At 50.2% G+C, this 21597-nt stretch carries 18 protein-coding genes; 9 read left to right on the forward strand and 9 right to left on the reverse strand.

What is annotated here, in order from left to right; genetic code table 11:
- Nucleotides 1-163 precede the first annotated feature (163 nt).
- The 5 genes from ICL07_RS04945 to ICL07_RS04965 are packed head-to-tail and all read right to left on the reverse strand — an operon-like array spanning nt 164 to nt 6965.
- Nucleotides 164-1603 (reverse strand): hypothetical protein, encoded by a 1440-nt coding sequence (locus ICL07_RS04945; RefSeq protein ID WP_188086816.1) that lies wholly within the window; start codon nt 1601-1603, stop codon nt 164-166.
- Complete coding sequence (locus ICL07_RS04950; protein ID WP_188086817.1) at nt 1600-3735, reverse strand: DUF4175 family protein; 2136 nt, start codon at nt 3733-3735, stop codon at nt 1600-1602. Before ICL07_RS04950 ends, ICL07_RS04945 begins: the two co-directional genes overlap by 4 nt.
- Complete coding sequence (locus tag ICL07_RS04955) at nt 3728-5056, reverse strand: BatA domain-containing protein (RefSeq protein ID WP_188086818.1); 1329 nt, start codon at nt 5054-5056, stop codon at nt 3728-3730. Before ICL07_RS04955 ends, ICL07_RS04950 begins: the two co-directional genes overlap by 8 nt.
- 35 nt (nt 5057-5091) lie before the next feature.
- The gene (locus ICL07_RS04960) at nt 5092-5976 is read right to left on the reverse strand and encodes a DUF58 domain-containing protein (RefSeq protein ID WP_223151750.1); all 885 of its coding nucleotides are present in this window, start codon (nt 5974-5976) and stop codon (nt 5092-5094) included.
- Nucleotides 5977-5981: 5 nt separating this feature from the next.
- A complete protein-coding gene (locus ICL07_RS04965; protein WP_223151751.1) occupies nt 5982-6965 on the reverse strand; it encodes an AAA family ATPase in 984 nt (327 codons plus the stop codon).
- A gap of 174 nt (nt 6966-7139) precedes the next feature.
- On the opposite strand from ICL07_RS04965, the gene ICL07_RS04970 reads away from it, so the two are divergent.
- A complete protein-coding gene (locus tag ICL07_RS04970) occupies nt 7140-7736 on the forward strand; it encodes a DUF4159 domain-containing protein (RefSeq protein WP_223151752.1) in 597 nt (198 codons plus the stop codon).
- A gap of 15 nt (nt 7737-7751) precedes the next feature.
- On the opposite strand, the gene ICL07_RS04975 is transcribed toward ICL07_RS04970, so the two are convergent.
- The gene (locus ICL07_RS04975) at nt 7752-8783 is read right to left on the reverse strand and encodes a hypothetical protein (protein WP_188086821.1); all 1032 of its coding nucleotides are present in this window, start codon (nt 8781-8783) and stop codon (nt 7752-7754) included.
- Between the two features lie 852 nt (nt 8784-9635).
- On the opposite strand from ICL07_RS04975, the gene ICL07_RS04980 reads away from it, so the two are divergent.
- Together ICL07_RS04980 and ICL07_RS04985 are read left to right on the forward strand one after the other, a co-directional pair.
- Nucleotides 9636-12713, forward strand: coding sequence for a SusC/RagA family TonB-linked outer membrane protein (locus ICL07_RS04980; RefSeq protein ID WP_188086822.1), 3078 nt, complete (start codon nt 9636-9638; stop codon nt 12711-12713).
- Between the two features lie 11 nt (nt 12714-12724).
- On the forward strand, nt 12725-14200 hold the full coding sequence (locus ICL07_RS04985) for a RagB/SusD family nutrient uptake outer membrane protein (RefSeq protein WP_223151753.1): 1476 nt from the start codon (nt 12725-12727) through the stop codon (nt 14198-14200).
- Nucleotides 14201-14261: 61 nt separating this feature from the next.
- Here the strand turns inward: ICL07_RS04985 and ICL07_RS04990 are convergent, their stop codons facing one another.
- Nucleotides 14262-15419 carry an aldose epimerase family protein gene (locus ICL07_RS04990; protein ID WP_188086823.1) on the reverse strand — a complete coding sequence of 386 codons (1158 nt, stop codon included), beginning with the start codon at nt 15417-15419 and terminating at the stop codon, nt 14262-14264.
- A 184-nt stretch (nt 15420-15603) separates the two neighbouring features.
- On the opposite strand from ICL07_RS04990, the gene pepE reads away from it, so the two are divergent.
- The 4 genes from pepE to ICL07_RS05010 are packed head-to-tail and all read left to right on the forward strand — an operon-like array spanning nt 15604 to nt 17647.
- Complete coding sequence (pepE, locus tag ICL07_RS04995) at nt 15604-16311, forward strand: dipeptidase PepE (protein WP_188086824.1); 708 nt, start codon at nt 15604-15606, stop codon at nt 16309-16311.
- Nucleotides 16312-16353: 42 nt separating this feature from the next.
- Nucleotides 16354-16947, forward strand: coding sequence for a TetR/AcrR family transcriptional regulator (locus tag ICL07_RS05000; RefSeq protein WP_188086825.1), 594 nt, complete (start codon nt 16354-16356; stop codon nt 16945-16947).
- Complete coding sequence (locus tag ICL07_RS05005; RefSeq protein WP_188086826.1) at nt 16944-17282, forward strand: hypothetical protein; 339 nt, start codon at nt 16944-16946, stop codon at nt 17280-17282. Before ICL07_RS05000 ends, ICL07_RS05005 begins: the two co-directional genes overlap by 4 nt.
- 29 nt (nt 17283-17311) lie before the next feature.
- Entirely contained in the window at nt 17312-17647 is a 336-nt protein-coding gene (locus tag ICL07_RS05010; RefSeq protein ID WP_188086827.1) for a hypothetical protein, read from the forward strand.
- A 42-nt stretch (nt 17648-17689) separates the two neighbouring features.
- On the opposite strand, the gene ICL07_RS05015 is transcribed toward ICL07_RS05010, so the two are convergent.
- Entirely contained in the window at nt 17690-19018 is a 1329-nt protein-coding gene (locus tag ICL07_RS05015) for a DEAD/DEAH box helicase (protein WP_188086828.1), read from the reverse strand.
- Between the two features lie 39 nt (nt 19019-19057).
- Nucleotides 19058-19978, reverse strand: coding sequence for a DUF6528 family protein (locus ICL07_RS05020; RefSeq protein WP_188086829.1), 921 nt, complete (start codon nt 19976-19978; stop codon nt 19058-19060).
- A 39-nt stretch (nt 19979-20017) separates the two neighbouring features.
- On the opposite strand from ICL07_RS05020, the gene ICL07_RS05025 reads away from it, so the two are divergent.
- A complete protein-coding gene (locus ICL07_RS05025; RefSeq protein ID WP_188086830.1) occupies nt 20018-20473 on the forward strand; it encodes a hypothetical protein in 456 nt (151 codons plus the stop codon).
- A 56-nt stretch (nt 20474-20529) separates the two neighbouring features.
- Entirely contained in the window at nt 20530-21504 is a 975-nt protein-coding gene (locus ICL07_RS05030) for a DUF6268 family outer membrane beta-barrel protein (RefSeq protein ID WP_188086831.1), read from the forward strand.
- The last annotated feature ends 93 nt before the right edge of the window (nt 21505-21597 follow it).

Here is a 21597-nt window from a genome sequence, read left to right on the forward strand (position 1 = left end):
AGTCCTCCGGTTTAGTTTGGTTTAGATTTTAGTTGACAGTGGGTATCTATAATTCCATGCACCATTCGTAGCATGGTGATGCAATTCTCATGAGCATAAAACCTTGTAACCCTTTTACAGAATCCTAAGCTAATTTTTTTTTCTTACTTTTTTTAGCCACTCGTCACATTTTCTTTTCCCACCATAAAAAGATGAGGGACAACAACAGCGGGAGCAGCCACCAGGCCGGGGAGAGCCGCACGGACATTGTTTGCGGGGAAAGCGTTTGTTTTGCCGGAGTGACAGTGGCAGACAGGTTCCGCCAGTCTTCCGCCCCGAAAATATACAGCCAGGAAGTGGTGGTACCGGTGGCGATTTGTTGCCAGCCGTGTTTTACCGGCCACCAGGTGCCGGTATAGCGGTATGACAGCCAGGGATGTTGTGCCGGTGCGAGGGTAATACCTCCTGCCTGAAGCACCGGCGAGACGGTGGTTTCCAGCTGTATGTCCACCGGCTGGCATACCCGAACAATGGCCGGCGTGGCGGTGATTTTCTCCGTAGCCGTTTTCCGGCGGGCGGCGGCCTCCAGGAGGGTGGACCAGTATTGCTGATAGGCATCGTTATGCCCTTCCAACTGCCAGCTATAGGTGTTCCCCAATTGTGTACGGAGCAGTTTACCCGCACCTGCCAGCGACACCGTTACATAGGCGCGATGCAGGCTGTCCGTTACCAGGGCTAATTGCCCCTCCCCTGCCGGCAGGTAATGCCCCGGATCTGTTGACAAGGCTGGTAACCGCCGCCCGGAGCCAAGTTGCAGCGATACAGACCGCAGCTGTGTTCCGGCACTGTCTGCTTTCAGGATCAATCCGATGCCTGCGTCTTCCAGCCGGGAGCGGGTGTTTTTGTCGATAGCGCCGGCATGTGCGATCACGAGGTCAAATTTATTCAGGAGAGCAGGCGTCAGCACATCGAGGGACTGCTGCGGGAAGTTGGAAAAACGGAGCAGGTATTTATTTTTCGCTACCAGGGTGCGCATCGCCACTGCATGCCCTTGCTGCACCAGCCAGTCGGCCAGGAAACGGTTTTCAAAATCGGGCGATTGTGCCAGGAAAAGCACTGACAGCGGCATTGCCGGTGTGACTTCCAGCGGCAAAGGTTGTTGTTCCAGTGTATCCGTTCCCGATATAGCGGTGATACGGTATACAGCCCTGCCCTGGTGTAAAGGTAATGCCTTCAGGGAGAAAGCAGTGTCGTGTTGAGGCGTAATGGTGACCGAATCCAATACCGTATCGAAACCTGCCAGTCGCAGGGTGACGGGCTTGCCGGTAGTATTCCGGTAGCTTCCCTGTACCGTCCATTCCTTGCCGGCGGATATATTCCGGGGCCAGTCGCAGGCCACGATTCCGGTAGCCGGGATTGTAGTTGTTGCTATCGCTGCCGGCGGCTGCACCATACGGGTAACATATACCGGCCATCCAACGACTACCAGGCTCACCACGGCTATAACGGTAGCCACTATACGTATTGCCAACCGGTCCTTTTTCGGACGGCGGATTTCCTGTGTGATTAACCACACAGCGGCAGCCATACCGGCAACCAACAACATATAGTTCCAGCTGGTCATGGCGTACCGGTTTTAAGGTTATGGAAATAATGCTGCGGCAGTGAAGGTGCTACCGGCGCCAATGCCGGCTGTGGTTGCAAAGGCGGCGCTTTTAATATTTTTTGCAGGCCCTGTTGTGCAGTACGTATATCCTTTTCCGTGCCTTTATGCAGCTGTATGCGGCGCATGGCTTCCAATGCAGGCAGGTATACCGCCGGCGTGGTGGCAGCCTGTGTAGCGAGCACCCGCAACGCATCCTGAAGGATGACTGCGCCGGTGACTGTATCCCCTGTTTTCCTCGCGTCGAGCACTGATAAGGCCTGGCGCACCGTTAGCAGTTCGTCCTGGTAGCTGCGGGTTTCCTTTTTAGTGGCAGGCTGAATTTTGTCCTGTTCGCCGGTCAACCGTTTCTCCGGCTTCAGGGGCGTTGTTTTAATGCCCGTTTTCGCCACGTATACCCTGGATTGCTGCTGGAGGTCTTTCAGCAGGCGTAACGCCTTGTAAGCAAATGGTAAGGCTTCCTGCGGCTTATATAAACGCAGTTGTAATTCCGATTTCCACATTTCCGTGAGGGTAGCCCTCAGTTGTTTTTTTATTTCCGGATCGAAGAAGGTAGCATCTTCCGCGTTATCATGTTTATCGGTAAACTCATCGAGGACTTTGGCTGCGTTACCAAAATCTTTAGGGTCTTCGGCGCCATGTTCCGCCTGCCCGTGGTGATCGTGGTCATGGTCCTCATGTCCCGTCTCGGCCGCCACGCGGGGATCGCCGATGTTGGACTCCGATTCTTCACCCAGGAATTTGCCATAGCGCAGGCGCAGCAGCTTCTGATCTGTTCCCAGTTCATTACTGCGGCTGTTGAATTTCGCCGGACCTATGCTATCTTTTTCGCGGAGCAGTTGTTCCGCGTCAAGGATGATCTGGCGCTGGCTACGGAAGTATTCCGGTTTAAAGGCCACGCCGGTGACCATGCCTTCCATACTGAATAGTTGCGCGGTATCAGGCAGCGTTACGATATATACATCGGAGCGGTTTTCCTGGCGGCGGGTATCGGTCACGCGTATATGAAAATAGAGTTCATCCCCGGGCTTCAGTCCCATCGCTGTCAGGTTGAGTGTTTTAGCCACCTGGTACTGGGTTGATTGCCCGCTGAAGCTGTTATCGAAAGACTGCTCCTGGTCTTTAAAACGTACCGCTTCCCCGTTACCGCTGGCGATGGTCAACGAGATACGCGCATCGCGGATACCATAATCATCTGTTAAAGTGGCCTGTACATTGACTTTGGCAGACTGCCCGAATTCGATGGTGGTATAAGGCTGCGGGCTGGTGACCCGGATCACCGGCAGCTGGTCCGGTATCAGTTGCAGCTGGTATAGTTCAGACAACTGGCCGTTCAGCGCCACCTGGTAAAAGCCGGACTTATGCGGTGTTCGTGTAGCCGTCCAGGTAGTATGTGCGGCGTCTGGTTGTAGCGGCAGCCGGGTACTGTCGTTAAACAACAGCGCCAGTTGTGTGACGGCGCTGTTGGTATGTATTTCCCATTTGATGGCGGAGCTGTCCGGAGTGGTAATGTTAAAGGTCGACTGCGTGCGGGCCGGGCGGCGCATATAAACAGGTGGTTGTAATGTAACCTGTACGTTGTTGATACCGGGTAATACCTTTTCCGGATGAGCCGTTTTCCCTGCCGGTGTTTGCAGGGTGACCGCCGTAGTGCTGACCTGCACACTTAACCAATGCCAGGCGCAGGAAAACAACACCATAAAAAGAGCCGTCCATGCAGCCTGCCAGAGCGGGCGGTAAAACCGGGCAGGTAGTTGCAGCCCTTCCAGCACCGGGGTAATTTTATCTACCTGTAAATTCTCCAGTAAATTACGGTCAGTCGCTGGCTTCAACACCAATGCCGTGCTGTCTTCCAGCTCCGGAAAAGCCTGGTTCAGATAACGGGTCACTTCTTCCTCCGGCAGCTGCCAGGGCCGGTGCCACCATAACTGCGCTATACATCCCAATACCCATCCGATGAGTGCCGGAATGATGCCAAACAGCGCCAGCGGCGCCGCGACCGCAATGGAAAGCAGGGCATACCGCAATAGCTGACTGCGCACCCACCGGGTACGAATGTCTGCTATTTTCCTATGTCCGTTTCCGTTATTCACGCGTGAAAGCTGTTTTAGATGAAAGATATCGTTCTATACAAAACACCCCGAAAAGGATGATCCAGGTTATTTTCTCCAAAGAAGTTTCCTGTTGAGGTACCCCCCAGTGCTTTACCGCTGCTTTTTCTACCGGCAGTACCAGTTGCCGGGTGTCTATGCTGCGGCGATCGTGTTGTTTTCCGGAGGCTACAGGATACATGAGTTCCAGCAGTTTTTCCGGGAACTGCCCGCTCCAGGGCAGTTCGTTCCATGCCGGGTTCAGGTGTGTGTACAAAGTGGTGCCGGTTAATAATGGTGTGCCGTAACCATCCCGCCAGATGGCGCCGCTGGTATCTGCTAGCGGCAGGCGTTGAAAGACGCGGATACCAGTACCGGCGATGGTGGATGATTGTTGTAATGGTTTACCTGTAGCGTAACGGATGATCCGGCCGGCTTTTACGTGCGTAGGCACCTGGCTGTCGGACAGCCACCAGAGCCAATCCTGCGTTGCAGGCACGGCGGTTGATTGTTTCACGAGACGCAGGCTTGTTTTCCGGCGGGTATATTGTTGTACCGCCTTCAACGCCGCCTCAAGGTAGCGGGCATCTTCCGGATATTTATCGGTAAAAATGGTATAAGTCAGGGTGGAGGTATCCGTGCCAGGCAGGGTATCGTGCCAACTAAAAGTAGTACCGGCGGAAGTACTGCTCCCCTGTCGGATACGCAAACTATCTCCATCCGTTAAATACGTATAGTCGTTCCAGTTATTAACTGAATCAGCAGGCGTCATGGTTTGCCAATGCAGCGGCAGGGCCACGGCAGGCATGGGACCGGAAAAACGGGCGAGGCGGTTGCCGGTGAACAAATACACCGGCAGATCGGCCGGTACTTTTTGTGAAAGTGATTGCACCAGTTCCCAGTAAGAGCCGGTAGCGGTATCCGGCGGAAGGTCGGCCGGTTGCCGCAGGCGGGCAAAACCGGTATCCGGCGAATGTAATTGAAAACCGGCTTGTAACAGGGAATCGATTTGTTTAGTAAAAGCAGGATAGGCTGCTTTCTCCGTTACCACCCATCCTTTCACCGTACGGGTGGTGAGGGGTTGGCGCCATACCGGTTGAGATAACAACAGCGCCAGCAGGATGATGAGCAAACAGCGCAGCAACAACAGCCACCAGTCGGATATCCGCCAGCTGCGGGCATGTCGTACCGAAGCGGCGGTGAGTAATTGCACGCTGCTGATCTTCAGCACCTTACCCGGACGACGATGCCACAAATGAATAAACACCGGAACGGCTATTCCGGCGGCGAGTGTCATCCATATGGGTTGTAGCAGGTGCAGCAAAACCTATTTTCTTATTTTTTTATTTGGTTATTTTTTTATTTTTTTATTTTATTACGCTGGTTCAGAAAATCGCGCAGGGCCGTATCCAGCGGCGCCTGCAGAAGCAGTTGCCGGTAGTAGATACGTTTCTGCAACAGTTGTGTACGCAGGTGGTTGTTGTATTGTTCGAGTTTTGAGGGATAGTCAGTATCCGCGATGCCTGTCAGCTCCAGCCGCTGGCCGGTTTCCAGGTCTTCCACCGCATCGTAGCCCCGGAAATCACCGCCGCGTTCTTTTTCTCCCAGCAGGTGGAATACCAGTATTTCATGGCCCAATGCCGATAGGGTTTGCAGTAAGGCGGTGATTTCACCGGACTGTTCATAATAATCGGTGATAAAAACGAGCAGTTGCCGGTTATGCGGACCGCTGAACAAATCGCGGTAATGGGCAGGTTCGGTGAAAGTACCGCCAGGCTGGATTTTCTCCAGCTGGTAATACAATCGTGCCATATGCTGCGCTTCCCTTCTGGCAGTCATGTTAAAAAGACTGCCGTGATGCAATACCGCCAGGCCGGCGGCATCGCCCTGCAGGTGGGCCAGGTAGGCCAACGAAGCAGCAAGGTAGCGGGCGTAGTTTATTTTAGAAATACCATCTTCCGTATGGAGCATGGAATTGCTCGCGTCTACCAGGAAACTGATATCGATGCTGGTTTCCATTTCCGATTCGCGGATGTAGTACCTGTCGGAGCGGGCATACATTTTCCAGTCGAGCCAGCGCAGGTCATCTCCCGGCTGATAGCTGCGGTACTGGCTGAATTCCAGTCCCGCACCCTTCACCCTGCTGGCGTGCATACCCGCCATAAAGCCATCCACCGCTGTTTTAGCAGCGAGGGGCAGGTCTTTGATGGCCAGTAATATTTTCGGGTCCAGCAGGTTACTCATAACAATCAGGATAAGCGGGTGGCTGTACGGGCGACTTGTTGCAACAGTGTTTCCGTTACTTTATCAGGATGTACTCCTTCCGCTTCCGCGCGGAAGTTCATGAGAATACGATGTCTTAAAACGGGATAGGCCATAGCGGTAATATCTTCCGAGGTGACCGCATAGCGGCCCTGCAGGAGCGCATGTGCCTTAGCCGTGAGGATGAGTGCCTGACCCGCTCTGGGACCGGCGCCCCAGCGGACCCATTCCTTTACAAAATCCACCGCGGAAGTATCCGGCCGGGTGCTGCGTACGATGCGGCTCACCCATGCCACGAGGTCCGCATCAATCGACACTTCCCTTACCAGTTGTTGCAATTGCCGGATGTCGTTGGCATCCAGCACCGGTTGCACCTGTACCTTATTAGTGCCTGTAGTTCCTGCCAGGATAGCCGTTTCCTCCTGTTCAGACGGATACCCGATTTTCACGTACAGCAGGAAACGGTCCAGCTGCGCTTCCGGCAACGGATAAGTACCGGACTGTTCAATCGGGTTCTGCGTAGCGAGAATAAAAAACGGTCTGTCCAGCGCGTAGGTTTGGCCGGCATAGGTGACTTCGAATTCCTGCATCGCCTCCAGCAGTGCGGACTGTGTTTTAGGCGGGGTGCGATTGATTTCATCTGCCAGGATAATATTGGCAAACAGGGGACCTTTATTGAATTTAAAAAATCTTTTGCCGGTGACATGATCTTCTTCCAGTACTTCAGTGCCCACGATATCCGTTGGCATGAGGTCCGGTGTAAACTGAATGCGGCGGAACGACAGGTGCAGCGCTTGTGAGAGCGTGCGTACCATCAGTGTTTTGGCGAGTCCGGGCACCCCTTCCAGGAGGCAGTGACCTCCGGCCAGCATGGCTACCAAAATCTCGTCCAGCACGGTTTCCTGGCCCACGATGACTTTTCTGATTTCCTGTTTGAGCAACGGCAATTTTTCCAGCAATTGTATACCCATTTGATTTCGTTCTGATTTTGGCATCGGGTGATTAAATTCTCAGCAGGTAGTTCTCCAGCAAAATAACCAAATAATAAATTAGTAAATAACGAAATAAAAATATGAAATTGAAGAAAATTTAGATTGACGGCAACAGCCAATGATAAACGCATGCAAGGGAATACATTTACATTTGTGAGATTAAGGTACCGGTCGGGCGACTGGGATACTGATCAGCGGATGCCTTCCAACCTGCTCAATTCACTCATAGAATATACCACCATCCCGGTGGCGATGCAGGAGAAGGTGATAGATCTCAGTAGCAGCGAGTTGTTTCAATACCCGTTCTGTTACCTGAGTGGTCATAAGCTGGTACAGTTTGATAGTGCCGAAGCGGCTAACTTTAAACAGTATGTTAACCGGGGCGGCTTTGTTTTTGTGGATGATTGTAATCACGATATCGACGGACTGTTTGCCCGTTCCTTTGAAACCCAGATGGCACAATTGTTTGGCCAGCATGCCTTAAAAAAGATTCCTGTCTCCCACCCTATCTATAATAGTTTCTTTCATTTTGAGAAAGGTCCGCCTAACACATCCTTTGAGCTCAACGGCTGGGGTGACGACCTGGTACATGATTACCTGAAGGCCATTGAAGTCAATGGCCGTATCGGTGTGTTATACAGCAACAAGGACTATGGCTGTGAATGGGATTATGATTTCCGGAACAAACGATTTCTGGCGGAGGATAATACGAAGTTCGGGGTGAATATTATTGTGTACGCATTACAGTAACGGTGATGGATATGATTACTGCTGATTAGCGGAGACCGGAGCAGATACATTAACATGGCTGGTGTCTACTATCACCGGTGGACTAAATGGTGGTTGCTTTTTTCGTTTATCCTTATCAGGTAGATGATCGGCTATCTCTTCTCTTTGCTCCAGGGGAATAACTGATCTGCCGCAGAAAAAGACGGCGGCCACCAACAACGGATCATGTATTTTATCCCTTAATTCGGAGGAGAAAAACTCATCATCACCCTTCATCGTGACAATGGGACTATATAACGGCATAGCATATACGCCACCCTGTTTTAGCACATAGTCTTCCATAAAACCGGGGGATATTCCGGCTGCCACTGCTTCAGGAGAATTATTTCGCTGGTAAAGCCGTTCAATGCTATATTTTACGGAGGCATAGTAGCCACAGAATCCAATGATGGTTACCAATGACAATCCCGCACCAGACATAAAAGCCATCCGGCAGTTATTATCTTTCCAGATTGAGTATCTGATGATTCTCCAATTGTAATAGGAGAGCAACAATGGGACAAATGCCATCAATGGAAGTCCAAACAGCCAAAAAAAGATAATACCCAATACATACACCGGTGACAAATAAATTACCAGGTATAGTGGTACCCATGCGGTAAGTCCCAGTACCAGCGCCAGCAGCTCCCGAACCCGCGGAGGCATTTCATCAATATAAGCCAGTAAGAAGGTGTTAATCCATATCAGTAACAAAGTACCTGTATACCACGGAGTCGGCATGCCCAAAACAGGTTCCGTTGCGTTTACCCAGAGGGCTGAAATCATGTACATGCATAGCCATACTGCCACTATCTTTCGCCTGAGCGGACTATCCCGCGCTACACATTTCAGTATCATAGCAATGAGCACCCAAATAAAACAAACCACATAAAAGAAAATCACCAATTTCTTCACTTCGCTTTCATCCGGGAGTGCATAACCTAAAAAAGAGACAGCCACATAACAGGCAAGTATAAACTGGCCGAGGCGAAACATCACGAGCGATGCGCCTGAAGGGGAATCATTCATATGGTAAAGTTGTGATGTCAAAGTTATGGAAAGTACTTTGTATTTCAAAGTGAATTTAAAACAAGATGTTTTCAGGATGACTTTTTCGTTTTGGGAAGAGTAATGGTAATGCCTTGTATAGATGTATTGTCATAGGAAGACATTGTATGATGGAAGTACTTGATAAGAATTGAATGTTAAGCATGATGATCATCCATAACCTGGTTTGGTTCCCGACATGTGAGGGGAATGGGACCATCTTAGCATGCCGGGGGCTAAAGCTATAGCCTGGTGGCTTACCACAAGGAATTTTGAAAAAAACGGTTACCAGGAAAATTATAAAAAAATCGCACCACCCATTATGAACATATCCGGCACAGTACGCGACCATGCTTTAAAGCTGACAACAGCTTTCAGGATTTTCACTGAACATATTCAACAAAAGCGGAGATCAGCAACAACAAGACAACCTTTTCTGAATAGAGGGTATGCCATACCCGGCACGTTTAAAAGGGATGTACAGACCGCTATAAGTCTGATTGTCAGCGGAGCTGTATTTTTTAAACCAACTGTTAATAGATAATTAACACGCATCCCGTAACGAAGAAAAAACTATACGCTTAATTTACATAATTCATTAACTTGTCTAAAATAAATAGTATCGACCAAAAGAGAAAAACCAACAACTGTATTTTCCATTAACATTTTGTGCTTTCATGTTTAAAAAGATGTTTAAGCCAAAATCCCTAGCTAAATCGATATAGCTAGGCAGGATATCATATGTCGGGAATCAACAAATGCCAGCATCAGCATACATCAGGCGAATCATTACTTGTCCATCAAAGTTTTTTTTAACGCTCATTTCAATTCACTATGAAGTTTTCCTTTCTTAGAAAAACGGGCTTTCTGCTGGTCTTTCTCTGCATTATTGCTGCAGTGGCCTTTGCACAAAGAACGATTACCGGTAAAGTAACCGGCGCCACTGATGGTCAGGGGCTGCCGGGCGTAACCATCACCGTACCCGGCACCAATGCAGGCACCAGCACCGATGCCAACGGCGTATATAAGTTAGCGTTACCCGCCACCGCCCGTACACTCAATTTTTCATTTATCGGCTACGAAGCTCAATCTGTTACCATCGGCAGCAAAGAGGTGATCAACATCTCCCTGCAATCTACCAGCAAAGGACTAGGCGAAGTAGTGGTGGTAGGTTACGGCGTACAAACCCGCCGTGACGTAACCGGCACCATCGCCTCCCTGAAAGGCGCCGACATCAAGAACCTCCCCGTGAGCGATGCCGCCCAGGCCATGCAGGGCCGCGTGACCGGCGTGGACATCGTTCGCTCCGACGGAAAACCCGGCAGCACCCCCAGTATTCGTATACGCGGTACCGGTACTATCAACAACTCCGAACCTCTCGTGATCATCGATGGCGTACCAGCCAGCGGCCTGAGTGATATCAACCCCAATGATATCGCTTCCATGGAAGTACTGAAAGACGCGTCATCTTCCGCTATCTATGGTACCCGTGCGGCAAACGGCGTGATCATCATCACCAGTAAAAAAGGCAACTTCGGTGAGAAACTGCGTGCATCCGTGAACGTATATAAAGGCGTATCCAATGCCATCAAGTATATTCCACTGCTGACAGCCCCCGACCTGGCCATGCTGAAAAAAGAGCGTTATACCAACGACGGTAAACAAATAGATCCGATCTGGAATGACCCGTACTATTCCACTCAACGGACCGACTGGCAACGCGCCCTCTTCGGCTCCGGTCAGATCACCAACGCCGATGTGAGTCTCCGTGGCGGCAGCAACAGCTCCAACTACCTCTTCAGCGCCGGTTACTACAATGAAAAAGGTATCATCACCAACTCCAGTTTTAAACGTTATACCGTTCGTATCAACTCCGAACACAAACTGGGTAAACGTTTTAAAATAGGCGAAAACCTGCAGCTGACCTACCGGCAGAATGACGGTTTTGATGCCGGCTCCATCTACTCCTCACAGACTGGCCTGGTATTCAGCGCGCTGCGTTTCAACCCGGCTATCCCGGTATTCAACCCCGATGGCAGCTACGGCTCCTCTAAAGCCAGCAATGAACTCGGCGATATCAACAACCCGGTATTTACCGCGCAAACTACCAGCGGCTGGGGCAAAACCTACCGCATGCTGGCCAATGTATATGCAGAACTGGAAATCGCCCAGGGCCTTACCCTTCGCGGTAACTTCGGTTATGATGGCAGCATCTACAACCAATCCAGCTTCGTACCCAAAGTACTGGACCAGACACGTACCCGCGACCATGCCGAACTGTGGAACCGCAGCGAATCCAATAGCTCCGAGCTGAGCGAAATATTTCTGACCTACAACAAATACTTTAAACAACACCATGTAACCTTCACCGGCGGTTATTCCCAACAGATCGCCAAAGGCTATTATTTCAGAGCAGACCGCTGGGGCTTTACAGACGAATCCCCCGACGTAAGGGTGCTGGACAACGGTAACGACATCCACGATGCGACCGGCAACTTCAACCCGCAGAATGCCATCGCTTCCGGCTTTGTAAGAGGTTTCTATGGTTTCAAGGATAAATACCTGCTCACCGTTACCTTCCGTGTGGACGGATCTTCCCGCTTTGCTCCTGACAGACGCTGGGGCTACTTCCCCGCTTTCTCCGCAGGATGGCGCATTTCCGATGAAGCATTTTTCAAAGACAATGTTAAGTTTGTCAGCAACCTGAAAGTGACCGGCGGCTGGGGCCAGCTGGGTAACCAGAACGTACGCGACTTCCAGTACCTCTCTCCCGTGACCAAAGACAGACGCTACAACTTCGGTGAAAGTCCGTATGTAGGCGTGTGGAACTCCCGTCTCGCCAACCCAAACATCACCTGGGAAAAAGCCGAGATGACCAACATCAGCCTGGAAGCCGGTTTCTTTGAAAACAGGCTGAGCACCGTGATCACCTGGTTCAACAAAAACACCAAAGACATGCTGGTACCCGCCGCAGCCATGGACCTGCATGGCACTTCTGCTATCCCCGATCAGAACATCGGTCAGCTGAACAACAAGGGTTGGGAAGTGGAAGTGAGCTACCAGGGCGGTAACGACAAGTTCCGTTACAACCTCTCTGCCAACGCATCGTTTATCAAAAACACGGTTACCCGTTTGTATGAAGCCGGTAGCTATATCTCTTCCACCAACTACGGCCGCCAAAACCAGGAGATATCCCGCACTTACGAAGGACAGCCGCTGGCATCTTTCTATGGCTGGAAAACTAATGGCATCTATCAAACACAACAGGAAATCGACAACGATCCTAATATCGCCAAAGATCCTAACCGGGAGAATATCAAACCGGGCGATGTACGTTTCCTCGATATTAACGGCGACGGTGTTGTCAATGACCTCGACCGCACCAACCTGGGCGATCCCAATCCCCGTGTAGTATATGGTTTCCAGGCAGGAGCGCAGTACAAAGGATTTGACCTGAGCCTGTCCTTCGCCGGCGTAGGTGGTGTAAAACTGTACAACGCCGATAAGATGCAGGGCATGGACCCCACCTATCCGTACAACATGTACGCAGAAGCACTCCAGCGCTGGCATGGCCCAGGTACCAGCAACAGCGTACCACGTATGAGCCTTTCCAGCGACAACAGCAACAACCGTACTTCCGACCGTTTTGTGGAAAAAGGAGATTATCTCTCCCTGCGTAATATCGCGCTCGGCTATACGATTCCTGCTAAAGTATGGGGCCGTACCGGCATCTCCGATCTGAGGGTATACGTAGCAGCACAGAACCTGTTCTTCCTCACTTCCTATTCCGGACTAACACCGCAGCTGGGTTATAACGACGCCACGCAGGATGGTAACAAACAACGTGGTGTAGATGTGGCGGCCTATCCGCAGGCAAGGACCTTTACTTTTGGCGCTACGCTCAACTTCTAAAACTGACGATCATGCAATCAATGAAACATATACTGTTGGCCGGCTTTACCGCCGCCCTCTTTTTATCCGGCTGCAAAAGCGTGCTGGACGTGCAGCCACAGGGGAACTTCACCAGTGATAACTACTGGCGTAACCAGGACCAGGCCGTAGACGGTATCACCGGTATTTACAACATCCTGCTGGAAGAAGATTTTACCGGCTTCAACGAGTTCGTCTTCGATAACTGTTCCGATGACCAGGTACGCGGCGGCGACCATGACTACGACGATGCCATCGAAGCCTTCACCTACGATGCCTCCACGCCTACCGTGCGTGCCGGCTGGAGATGGAAATATGAAATGATCAACCGCGCCAACACTGCGCTGATCAATATTCCGAAGATCAGTAACATCGACGCCGCCATTAAAAAACGTTGCCTCGGAGAAGCCCATTTCCTCCGCGCCTACGCTTACTGGAGGCTGTTGCTGGTATACGGCGAAGTACCGATCATTACGGAAGATGATGTCATCAAAGTGAACTATAACAAACCTAAAGTGAGCGCTGATGAATTACGTAAACAGATAGAGGCCGACCTGTTGCTGGCAGCCGACGAATTGCAGGAAACCAACGGCGATACCGATAAAGGCCGCGCCAGCAAAGGCACTGCATGGGGGCTGCTCTGTAAGCTATACATGGAATGGGGACAGCTGGACAAAGCGATCGCCGTTGGCAACAAAGTTATCACCAATGCCAATTACGCCCTGGCGCCTAAATACGCTGATAATTTCAGTGTAGCCACCGGTAATAATTCCGAAATGTTGTTCGCCGTGCAAACGCTTGACGGGTATGGTTATTCTGACTTCGTGACGTATCATGCCCCCCGCAAATGGAATGGCTGGAGTTTCTTTTATCCCACCAAAGGGCTGGTAGATGAATTTGAAACAGGCGATCCCCGCAAGGATATTTGCATTATGGCACCCGGCGATAAAGTGAATGTTGGCACCAGCATAGAAACCGTGACCGCAGACCTTTCCTGGTCAGGTTACCACTACAAAAAGTTCTGTGCCTGGAAACCTTCCGGTGGTTTGAACTATTCCTTAAAAACACCGTTGATGCGCAGCGCGGATATTTACCTGCTTGTTGCTGAAGCGAAGATCCGGTTGAATGGTCCGGGCGCCGGTGATGCAGAGATACAGGCTATCCGTACCCGCGCATCTGCTTTGTTGCCAGCCGTACACAATGCCGGTATGAAAGAGTTGATGCATGAACGCCGTGTAGAGCTGTGTGGTGAAAACGAAAGGCAACAGGATTTGCTGAGATGGGATAAAGCCAAACTGATCGACATCGTAGCGATCAACAATCAGCCTAAGCTGGCGTATGATGGCACTGTGATGAGCAGAGGTGGTTCACCGCGTAAGTTTATGCGGCCTAAACATTACTATTTCCCGATGCCACAGCAGGAAGTAGACAAGAGCAAAGGTATACTGGTACAGAATCCTAACTACTAAAGCACTTATTATCCAAAAGAAAAACGGTGTTGCAGCAAATGGCCGCAACACCGTTTTTTTATTATTTGGTGGAGAATTTATACACCGTTGTTTGTTGATAGGTTTCTCCCGGTTTGAGTATCACATTGGGAAAATCGGCCTGGTTAGGCGAGTTGGGAAAGTGTTGTGCTTCCAGGCAAAGGCCGGCATGTTGCACGTATTTTTGTCCGCCGCGGGTATTGGACAACGTACCATCCAGGAAATTACCTGAATAAAACTGTACCCCTGGTTCCGTCGTCATCATTTCCATAAAACGGCCGCTGGCAGGATCATACAGGGTAGCCACCGTTTCCAGGTTACCGGCAGCTTTATCGAGCACGAAGTTATGGTCGTAACCACCTTTCACCGCAGCGATATCCTTTCCTACTTTTTTAGGCGCCGTAAAATCCATCATGGTACCTTTCACCGGTTGCAGTTGGCCGGTAGGGATCAGTTGATCATTTACCGGCGTATAGCGGCTGGCTTTCAGTTGCAGCTCCTGGCCCAGAATAGTGCTGTCTTTTCCACCGGAGAGATTGAAGTAGCTGTGATTGGTGAGGTTCACCGGTGTTGCTTTATCGGACGTAGCCGTATAGTGAATTTTAAGCGCATTGTCCGGTGTGAGGCTGTATACCACCGTAGCCTTCATATTGCCCGGGTAGCCTTCTTCACCGTCTTTGCTGGTATATTCCAGTTGCAGGGAACTATCGCCCGCCTGCGCAGCAGACCAGACTACTTTATCGAAGCCTTTCAAACCGCCGTGCAACGTATTGCCGTGATCGTTAGCTGCCAGCGTGTATTCCTTACCGTCCAGTTTAAACTTAGCACTAGCAATACGGTTAGCATACCGTCCTATCAGGGCGCCGAAGTAAGGCTGACCTTTTTGCTGGTAACCGTTGAGTGAGTCGTAGGATAATACCACATTGGCTTTCTGACCTTGCTTATCCGGTGTGATGATATCCGTGATAATACCGCCGTAGTTCAGGATTTTCACTTCCATGCCGGCAGCGTTGCGGAGTGTGTACTGTAACACTTCCTGGCCGTCCGATTGTCCGTAGCTGTGTGCCGTGGTAGCCGTAACGGCAGTAGTATCCGTGCCTGTTTTGCCCTCTTCTTTCGGAGCGGTATTGCCATTACAGGCGCCCAACAGCGTTGCGCCTGAGATCATAAGGGTTGAAAGCCCCCTGAGATTGATTTCCATAACGTATGATAAGGTTAAGTGAATAGTATCGTTAAATATCGTGATAATTAGGGAAAAGAAGAAATTTACCGGTATTGTTAATTGTTTATCAACGGGGATGTATTAACAAAAGCGAGGTTAGGGTGAGTGGCTTCTGTTTTTCTCCGTTCGAAGTCTTAATTTTGGCCGCTGAGAAAACATTCATATGAAACATATTGTACTGGCCAGTACTTCTACCCTCTATGGAGAAGCTTACCTGGCGTATTTGCAGCCGGTGATGAAGACATTATTCGCTGGTGTTACAGAAATTATTTTTGTGCCCTTTGCCCGTCCGGGTGGAATTTCGCATGATGAATACACGGCAAAGGCCGCAGCGGCCTTTGCGCCTTTACAGATACAGGTGAAAGGATTGCATACTTTTAGTGATCCTGTAGCTGCTATCGGAGCGGCGCAAGGTTTCTTTACCGGTGGCGGCAATACTTTCCTGCTGGTAAAAGAACTGCTGGAACGCGGATTGATGGCGCCGTTGAAAGCTGCCGTAGAGGCGGGCCGTCCGTATATGGGTTGCAGTGCCGGCAGTAATATCGGCGGTGTTTCCATGCAAACGACCAATGATATGCCGATTGTGCATCCACCCGGTTTTGAAACCATGGGACTGGTGCCTTTTAACCTGAATCCTCATTACCTGGACCCTATCCCTGACCTGCCGCATATGGGCGAAACCCGTGAAACCCGTATCCGGGAGTTTCATACCCAACATGCCACACCGGTAGTAGGCCTGCGTGAAGGCGGCTGGATCGTTGTAGCCGGCGATAACATTACGCTGGAGGGTACTCCTACCGCGCGTATTTTTGAAGCCGGAAAGGCCCCTTATGAAGTAGATCCGGGTAGCAGCCTGAATTTTCTCCGTTAAATAAATAAAACGAACGGTTATTCGCTTTATCTTTAGAGCGTTATGCGTGTAAAAGACGAACAAAAGGCGGTCCTGATACGGGAGAAGGCCATCGAAATGATCGTGCGCGAAGGTTTCGATGGCCTTAGTATGCACAAGCTCGCCAAAGCAGTGGGCATCTCGGTTTCCACGATATACATCTACTTCAAAAACCGCGAGGAGATGCTGAACCAGCTGTATATCGATGCCATGGCCCTGTTTTCCAGGGAGACGATGCGGGGTTTCGATCCTGACATGGACTTTGAAGCGGGCCTGTGGCTGCAATGGCAGAACCGTTACCGTTTTATCCGGCAATACCCTTTGTACTACCAGTTTTCAGAGCAATTCCGCAACTCGCCGCTGATATACCAGACCGACAACCGCATAGATGATTTCCGGCACTCGATGCGGCAATTTCATGCCAATGCCCTGCGCCGTAAACAGATTCCGGACCTGCCTGTAGAAATTTACTGGGCACTGGCTTACGGCCCTTTTTATATTCTCGCAGGTTTTCATCTGCAAAACGCCGCACTGGCCGGCAAACCGTTCAAACTGCATGAAACATTGCTGAAACAAACTTTTGACCGCGCTATTTTATCTTTAAAACCCATTGTATGACCACCACATTATACCGTCCTGTAGGCGAAGCAGAACTGCTGCTGATCGAACAATCCGGCTGGAAACGATTTCCTCCCCGGTTACCCGAGCAACCTATCTTTTATCCCGTGATGAATGAAGCCTATGCCGTGCAAATTACCACGGAATGGAACGTTCCTGCTTACGGTAAGGGATATGTGACCCGTTTTGAAGTCAATACCGAATTTTTGAAAGCCTACCCGGTGCAGAATGTAGGCGGCATTATCCACGACGAACTCTGGATACCTGCTGAAGACCTGGAAGCGATGAATGATAACATTGTGGGAGCGATTGAGGTAACACACCGGTACGAGTAAGGCTATTCATTATCCAAACAATTCATTGTATGACCACCACTTTATACCGTCTTATAGAAGCAACAGAACTGCAGCTCATCGAACAATCAGGCTGGAAACGATTTCCTCCCCGGTTGACCAGCGTAATATATTTTCACCCCACGCTGACTGAAGCCTATGCCTTAGAGATCGCTAAGGAATGGTTTACTCCGCCATATAGCCAGGGATATGTGATCCGTTTTGAAATGAATACCGAATTTCTGAAAGCTTATCCGCCGCGAAAGGCATTCAGTAATCCCAACGAATACTGGATACCAATTGAAGACATGGGAGCCGTGAATGAACAGCTTTCAGGCTTGATAGCGGTAATACACCGGAATGAGTAATATTGAAACAATAAGGCCGGAAGTGATTCCGGCCTCTCTTCATTACTTCGCTATTTCTATTTTTACTTTCTTATTCTTCAGCCGTTCGTCCTTGATCAGTTGCAGCGTATGTGAGGCTTTGGATTTCACGATGGCTGCAAAAGAGAAGAAGTCCTTCACATCTATCAGGCCCACATCTTCTTTTTTGAGCATTCCTTTTTTCGTGAGGAAGCCCACAATATCTATTTTATTCACCTTATCCTTTTTGCCTACGGAGATGTACAGCGTAGTCCATTTAGGCTTTTGCGGTAAAACAGCTTCCTGTGGCAGTTCGATGGTTTCCACCTCTTCGGTCACATAAGGCATCAGTTTTTCATCCGGCGCCAGGATGACGATAGCGGTGCCGCTGGCTTCCATTCTGGCGGTACGGCCATTACGGTGTGTCCAGCTGTCTTCCGTATGCGGCAGGTGGAAATGGACGATATAGCGGATATTGGGGATATCCAGTCCGCGGGCGGCCAGGTCGGTAGTGACCAGTACGTTGACGGTACCGTTGCGGAATTTGCACAGGGCACTGTCGCGGTCGCGCTGCTCCATAGCGCCGTGGTAAAATTCGTTGAGTATTCCTTTTTCCCGCAGCATGGTGCTGGTACGTTCTACCGCATCGCGGTGGTTACAGAACACGATGGTAGAGCGGTTTCCGAGGTGGCAGATGAGGCGGAAGAGGGTATCTACCTTATCGTTTTCCGGGGACAGTACCTGTTTGTAAGCCAGACGGGCCTGGGGAGTACCGTCTTCCGGGAGGAAATTCAGTTTCTCAGGCTTGTTGAGCTGTACAAAATCGGGGATTTCCACCGCTTCGGTAGCGGAGGTCAGTATCCTTTTGTTGATATTCTGCAGAGATTCAACGATAAACGCCACTTCTTCCTGGAAGCCCAGTTCGAGGGTTTTATCAAATTCATCAAGCACCAGTGTCTGGATAGTGTCTGTGGTGATATTGCCTCTGCGGATATGGTCACCGATACGGCCGGGAGTGCCTACGATGAGGGCTGGTGGCTGTATCAGGTTGTTTTCCTCGGTTTCCCGGAGGTGGCCCCCGTAGGTAGCTGTGATTTTATGGCCGGTGCCCATCAGTTTAAACACTTTTTCTATCTGTAGTGCCAGTTCACGGGAGGGCACTACAATCATAGCCTGTGTTTTTTTCAGGGCCGGGTCCAGCCGGTCGAGGACGGGCAACATAAATGCGAGGGTTTTACCGGAGCCGGTGGCCGACAGGAGGATCACGTCCTGTTCCTGTTGGTTGGCCGCCACGGACGCTTCCTGCATTTCGTTGAGCGCTTCAATCTTGAGATTGGAAAGAATATTTCCTAATGAGTATGTTCCTTTTTGCATTTGCAGGCAAAAGTACGAAAATAAAAATTGGGGCCGTTGTTAGCGGACCGGTTCGCTAAAAAGGTCGGGTAATACCCAGCGGGCCTTGTATATTTTAAGGCCGGCCTGCATAAATACCCGCTTTCCCTGTGCGTCCAGGACTTCGTCTGTCCACCAGGAGACTTTAGGCTTGCAGACGATCACCGGGAAACCTGCCGGACCGGAAGATACGCTCTTGATATTGGCCTGGATAGTGGGCGCGGGCGACAGTTTCCGCGTATTTACATCAAACCTGTACACATGGGTGGTGTTGGTGAGCCACAAACTGTTTTCACCATAAACCGGGTAGAGATCGTGGGCTTCAGTACCGGGCAGCAGCATACTGGTATCCCGCAGCAGGTCGGGCGCCTGGCGGTCGTTGTTGTAACGGTATGCGATCATACTATCCATGGCGGCGGTCCACAGCCGTTGACGGGCAGCATCCCATACTACATTATGCCCGAAAGCCACCTGTATCTTTTTCGTATAGCCATTGGCATTATATCCGGTGGTATCTGTTTTAAACACCATCAGGTAGTTACCGGTACTGGAGGCGCTGACGATATTACCATCCGGTAAAATGGCCGCCGAGTGGGTATTACCGCCGGCATAGCCATAGAAGACCGTCTTTTTATCCGCGATACGGATCAGGGCTACTCCCCCGCCGGAAGCGGTAGTGAGGATATATTTACCATTATTTACCGCTTTCACTTCGCTGGGGTTGTTGAACCATTTGACATGTTCCGGTTGCACTCCACACAGGGCGGGCTTCCATTCCCAGATAATTTTTCCGGAGGATACATCAGCGATCACGACACGATGTTCCGCCTGTTCAGCCAGCACTATGCAACGTTGACAGTTGTTGACAGCCGTATCCGGCGAGGCTATACACATCTTCCCCCCAAAAAATAATATAAGGACAACAGCGATAAATTTATTCATTGTTCTAGTTTAGATTTTTAAAATTTGTTACTTTAGGTTATGAAGACACTACCTTATTACTTACTGCTGGCAGCTATCGTTACGTCCTGCGGACAGGCCGGCAACCAAACTAATAAAAATACCGACAGTTTAAAAATTGACGTGACCAGCGGTGACGCCTGTTTTTTGAGAACGACGGGAAAAGACAGTATATCGTTGCAATTGCACATACAGGACAGCAGCGTTACCGGCGATCTTAGTTATCGCTATTTTGAAAAAGATAAAAACAACGGTACCCTTAGTGGCAGTATCCACAACCATATTATCAGAGCGCAATACACGTTTATGAGTGAAGGTACCCAGAGCATCCGCCCGGTGGTATTCCGTTTGCAGGACGACAAGGCCTACGAAGCTGTACCTGACAGCATCAACCCGGAAGGCATCCCTGTTTTCCCTGGAGAGGAGGCCGCGCTCAAATTTGACACAACGCCTCTTTTAAAAATTCCCTGTAAGTAAATAGGGGTAGATATAAAGTGAAGTGTCGATATCGAAACCGATTTTATTTTTTCGATATGGTACACTTTCTTTCCAGCATTCAGACACGGCTCACGCAGCAGCCGGTACGTATTAACCTTGCATACTGGCTGCTGCCGGTCCTTTTACTGATAGCCGGCACCACCAAAGCACAGCTGGGCGCCAGTAGTCTGAATGCCCCGGGCATTGCTATCAATGCCGATTATCAGCCTTCCAGCCATTATATACGTCCGGAAGATTCCCTCAAAATGCCTGCTACGACTGTACAGCGCCGTCTTAGCCTGGGCGCGGGTTTTTGTTTATCTCAAAGAATAGATACTGCCACCGGCAAAATACGGGCATGGAACCTCGGCGTGATGGGCAGTTACACCAGTTTCTCCAACAAGGATTACGAAGGAGCCATATTTCCGAAAGAACTGCTGGGAGCATCCATAGGGTTGCAACACATACGTACGCTCAACAACAAATGGAGCCTGATGGCGATGATATCCGCAGGGTTGTTTACCGATATGGAAAAAATAGATTACAACGATGTGTTTCTCAACGGTGGTGTGATCTTTATCCGCAAAATAAACCCCAAATTAAACCTGGGCTTGGGTGCCGCACTCACCAACAGCTTCGGTACACCGATGATATTACCCGCCCTGCTGGTACAGTGGCGTACAGGAAACCGCTTCAAGGTGGATATCAACTTCCCCGAAAACATCAGCGTCAGCAGTGCGCTCAGCAAATACGACGATCTGGCGCTCGCTTTCCGCTTCAACGGTGGCGCTTATGACGTGGAAAACGGAAAAGACGGTAAACGCCTGATGGGATACCAGGAAATGAGTCTGGGCCTGGAAAACACGCTGCATCTCACGAAGAAAATAGATTTTAACCTGGCCGGCGGTACTGTGTTGTTGCGTTCTGTAACGTTTAAGGATAAGAAACTATCCGATATCTTCTCTGAAAAGCCGCAACACCGGTTGGCAACGAACCTGTTTGTAAGCGCGGGTATACGCTGCCGGTTCTAGGCCCCATGGCTAAAGCCATGGGTTAAGATGTTTGTCTTGCGTGAATAATAAAATTCTCTTTTAAAAAAGGACCGGCGGGGCCATCATCAGATG

The organism is Chitinophaga qingshengii, assembly GCF_014529935.1.
GTDB lineage: Bacteria > Bacteroidota > Bacteroidia > Chitinophagales > Chitinophagaceae > Chitinophaga > Chitinophaga qingshengii.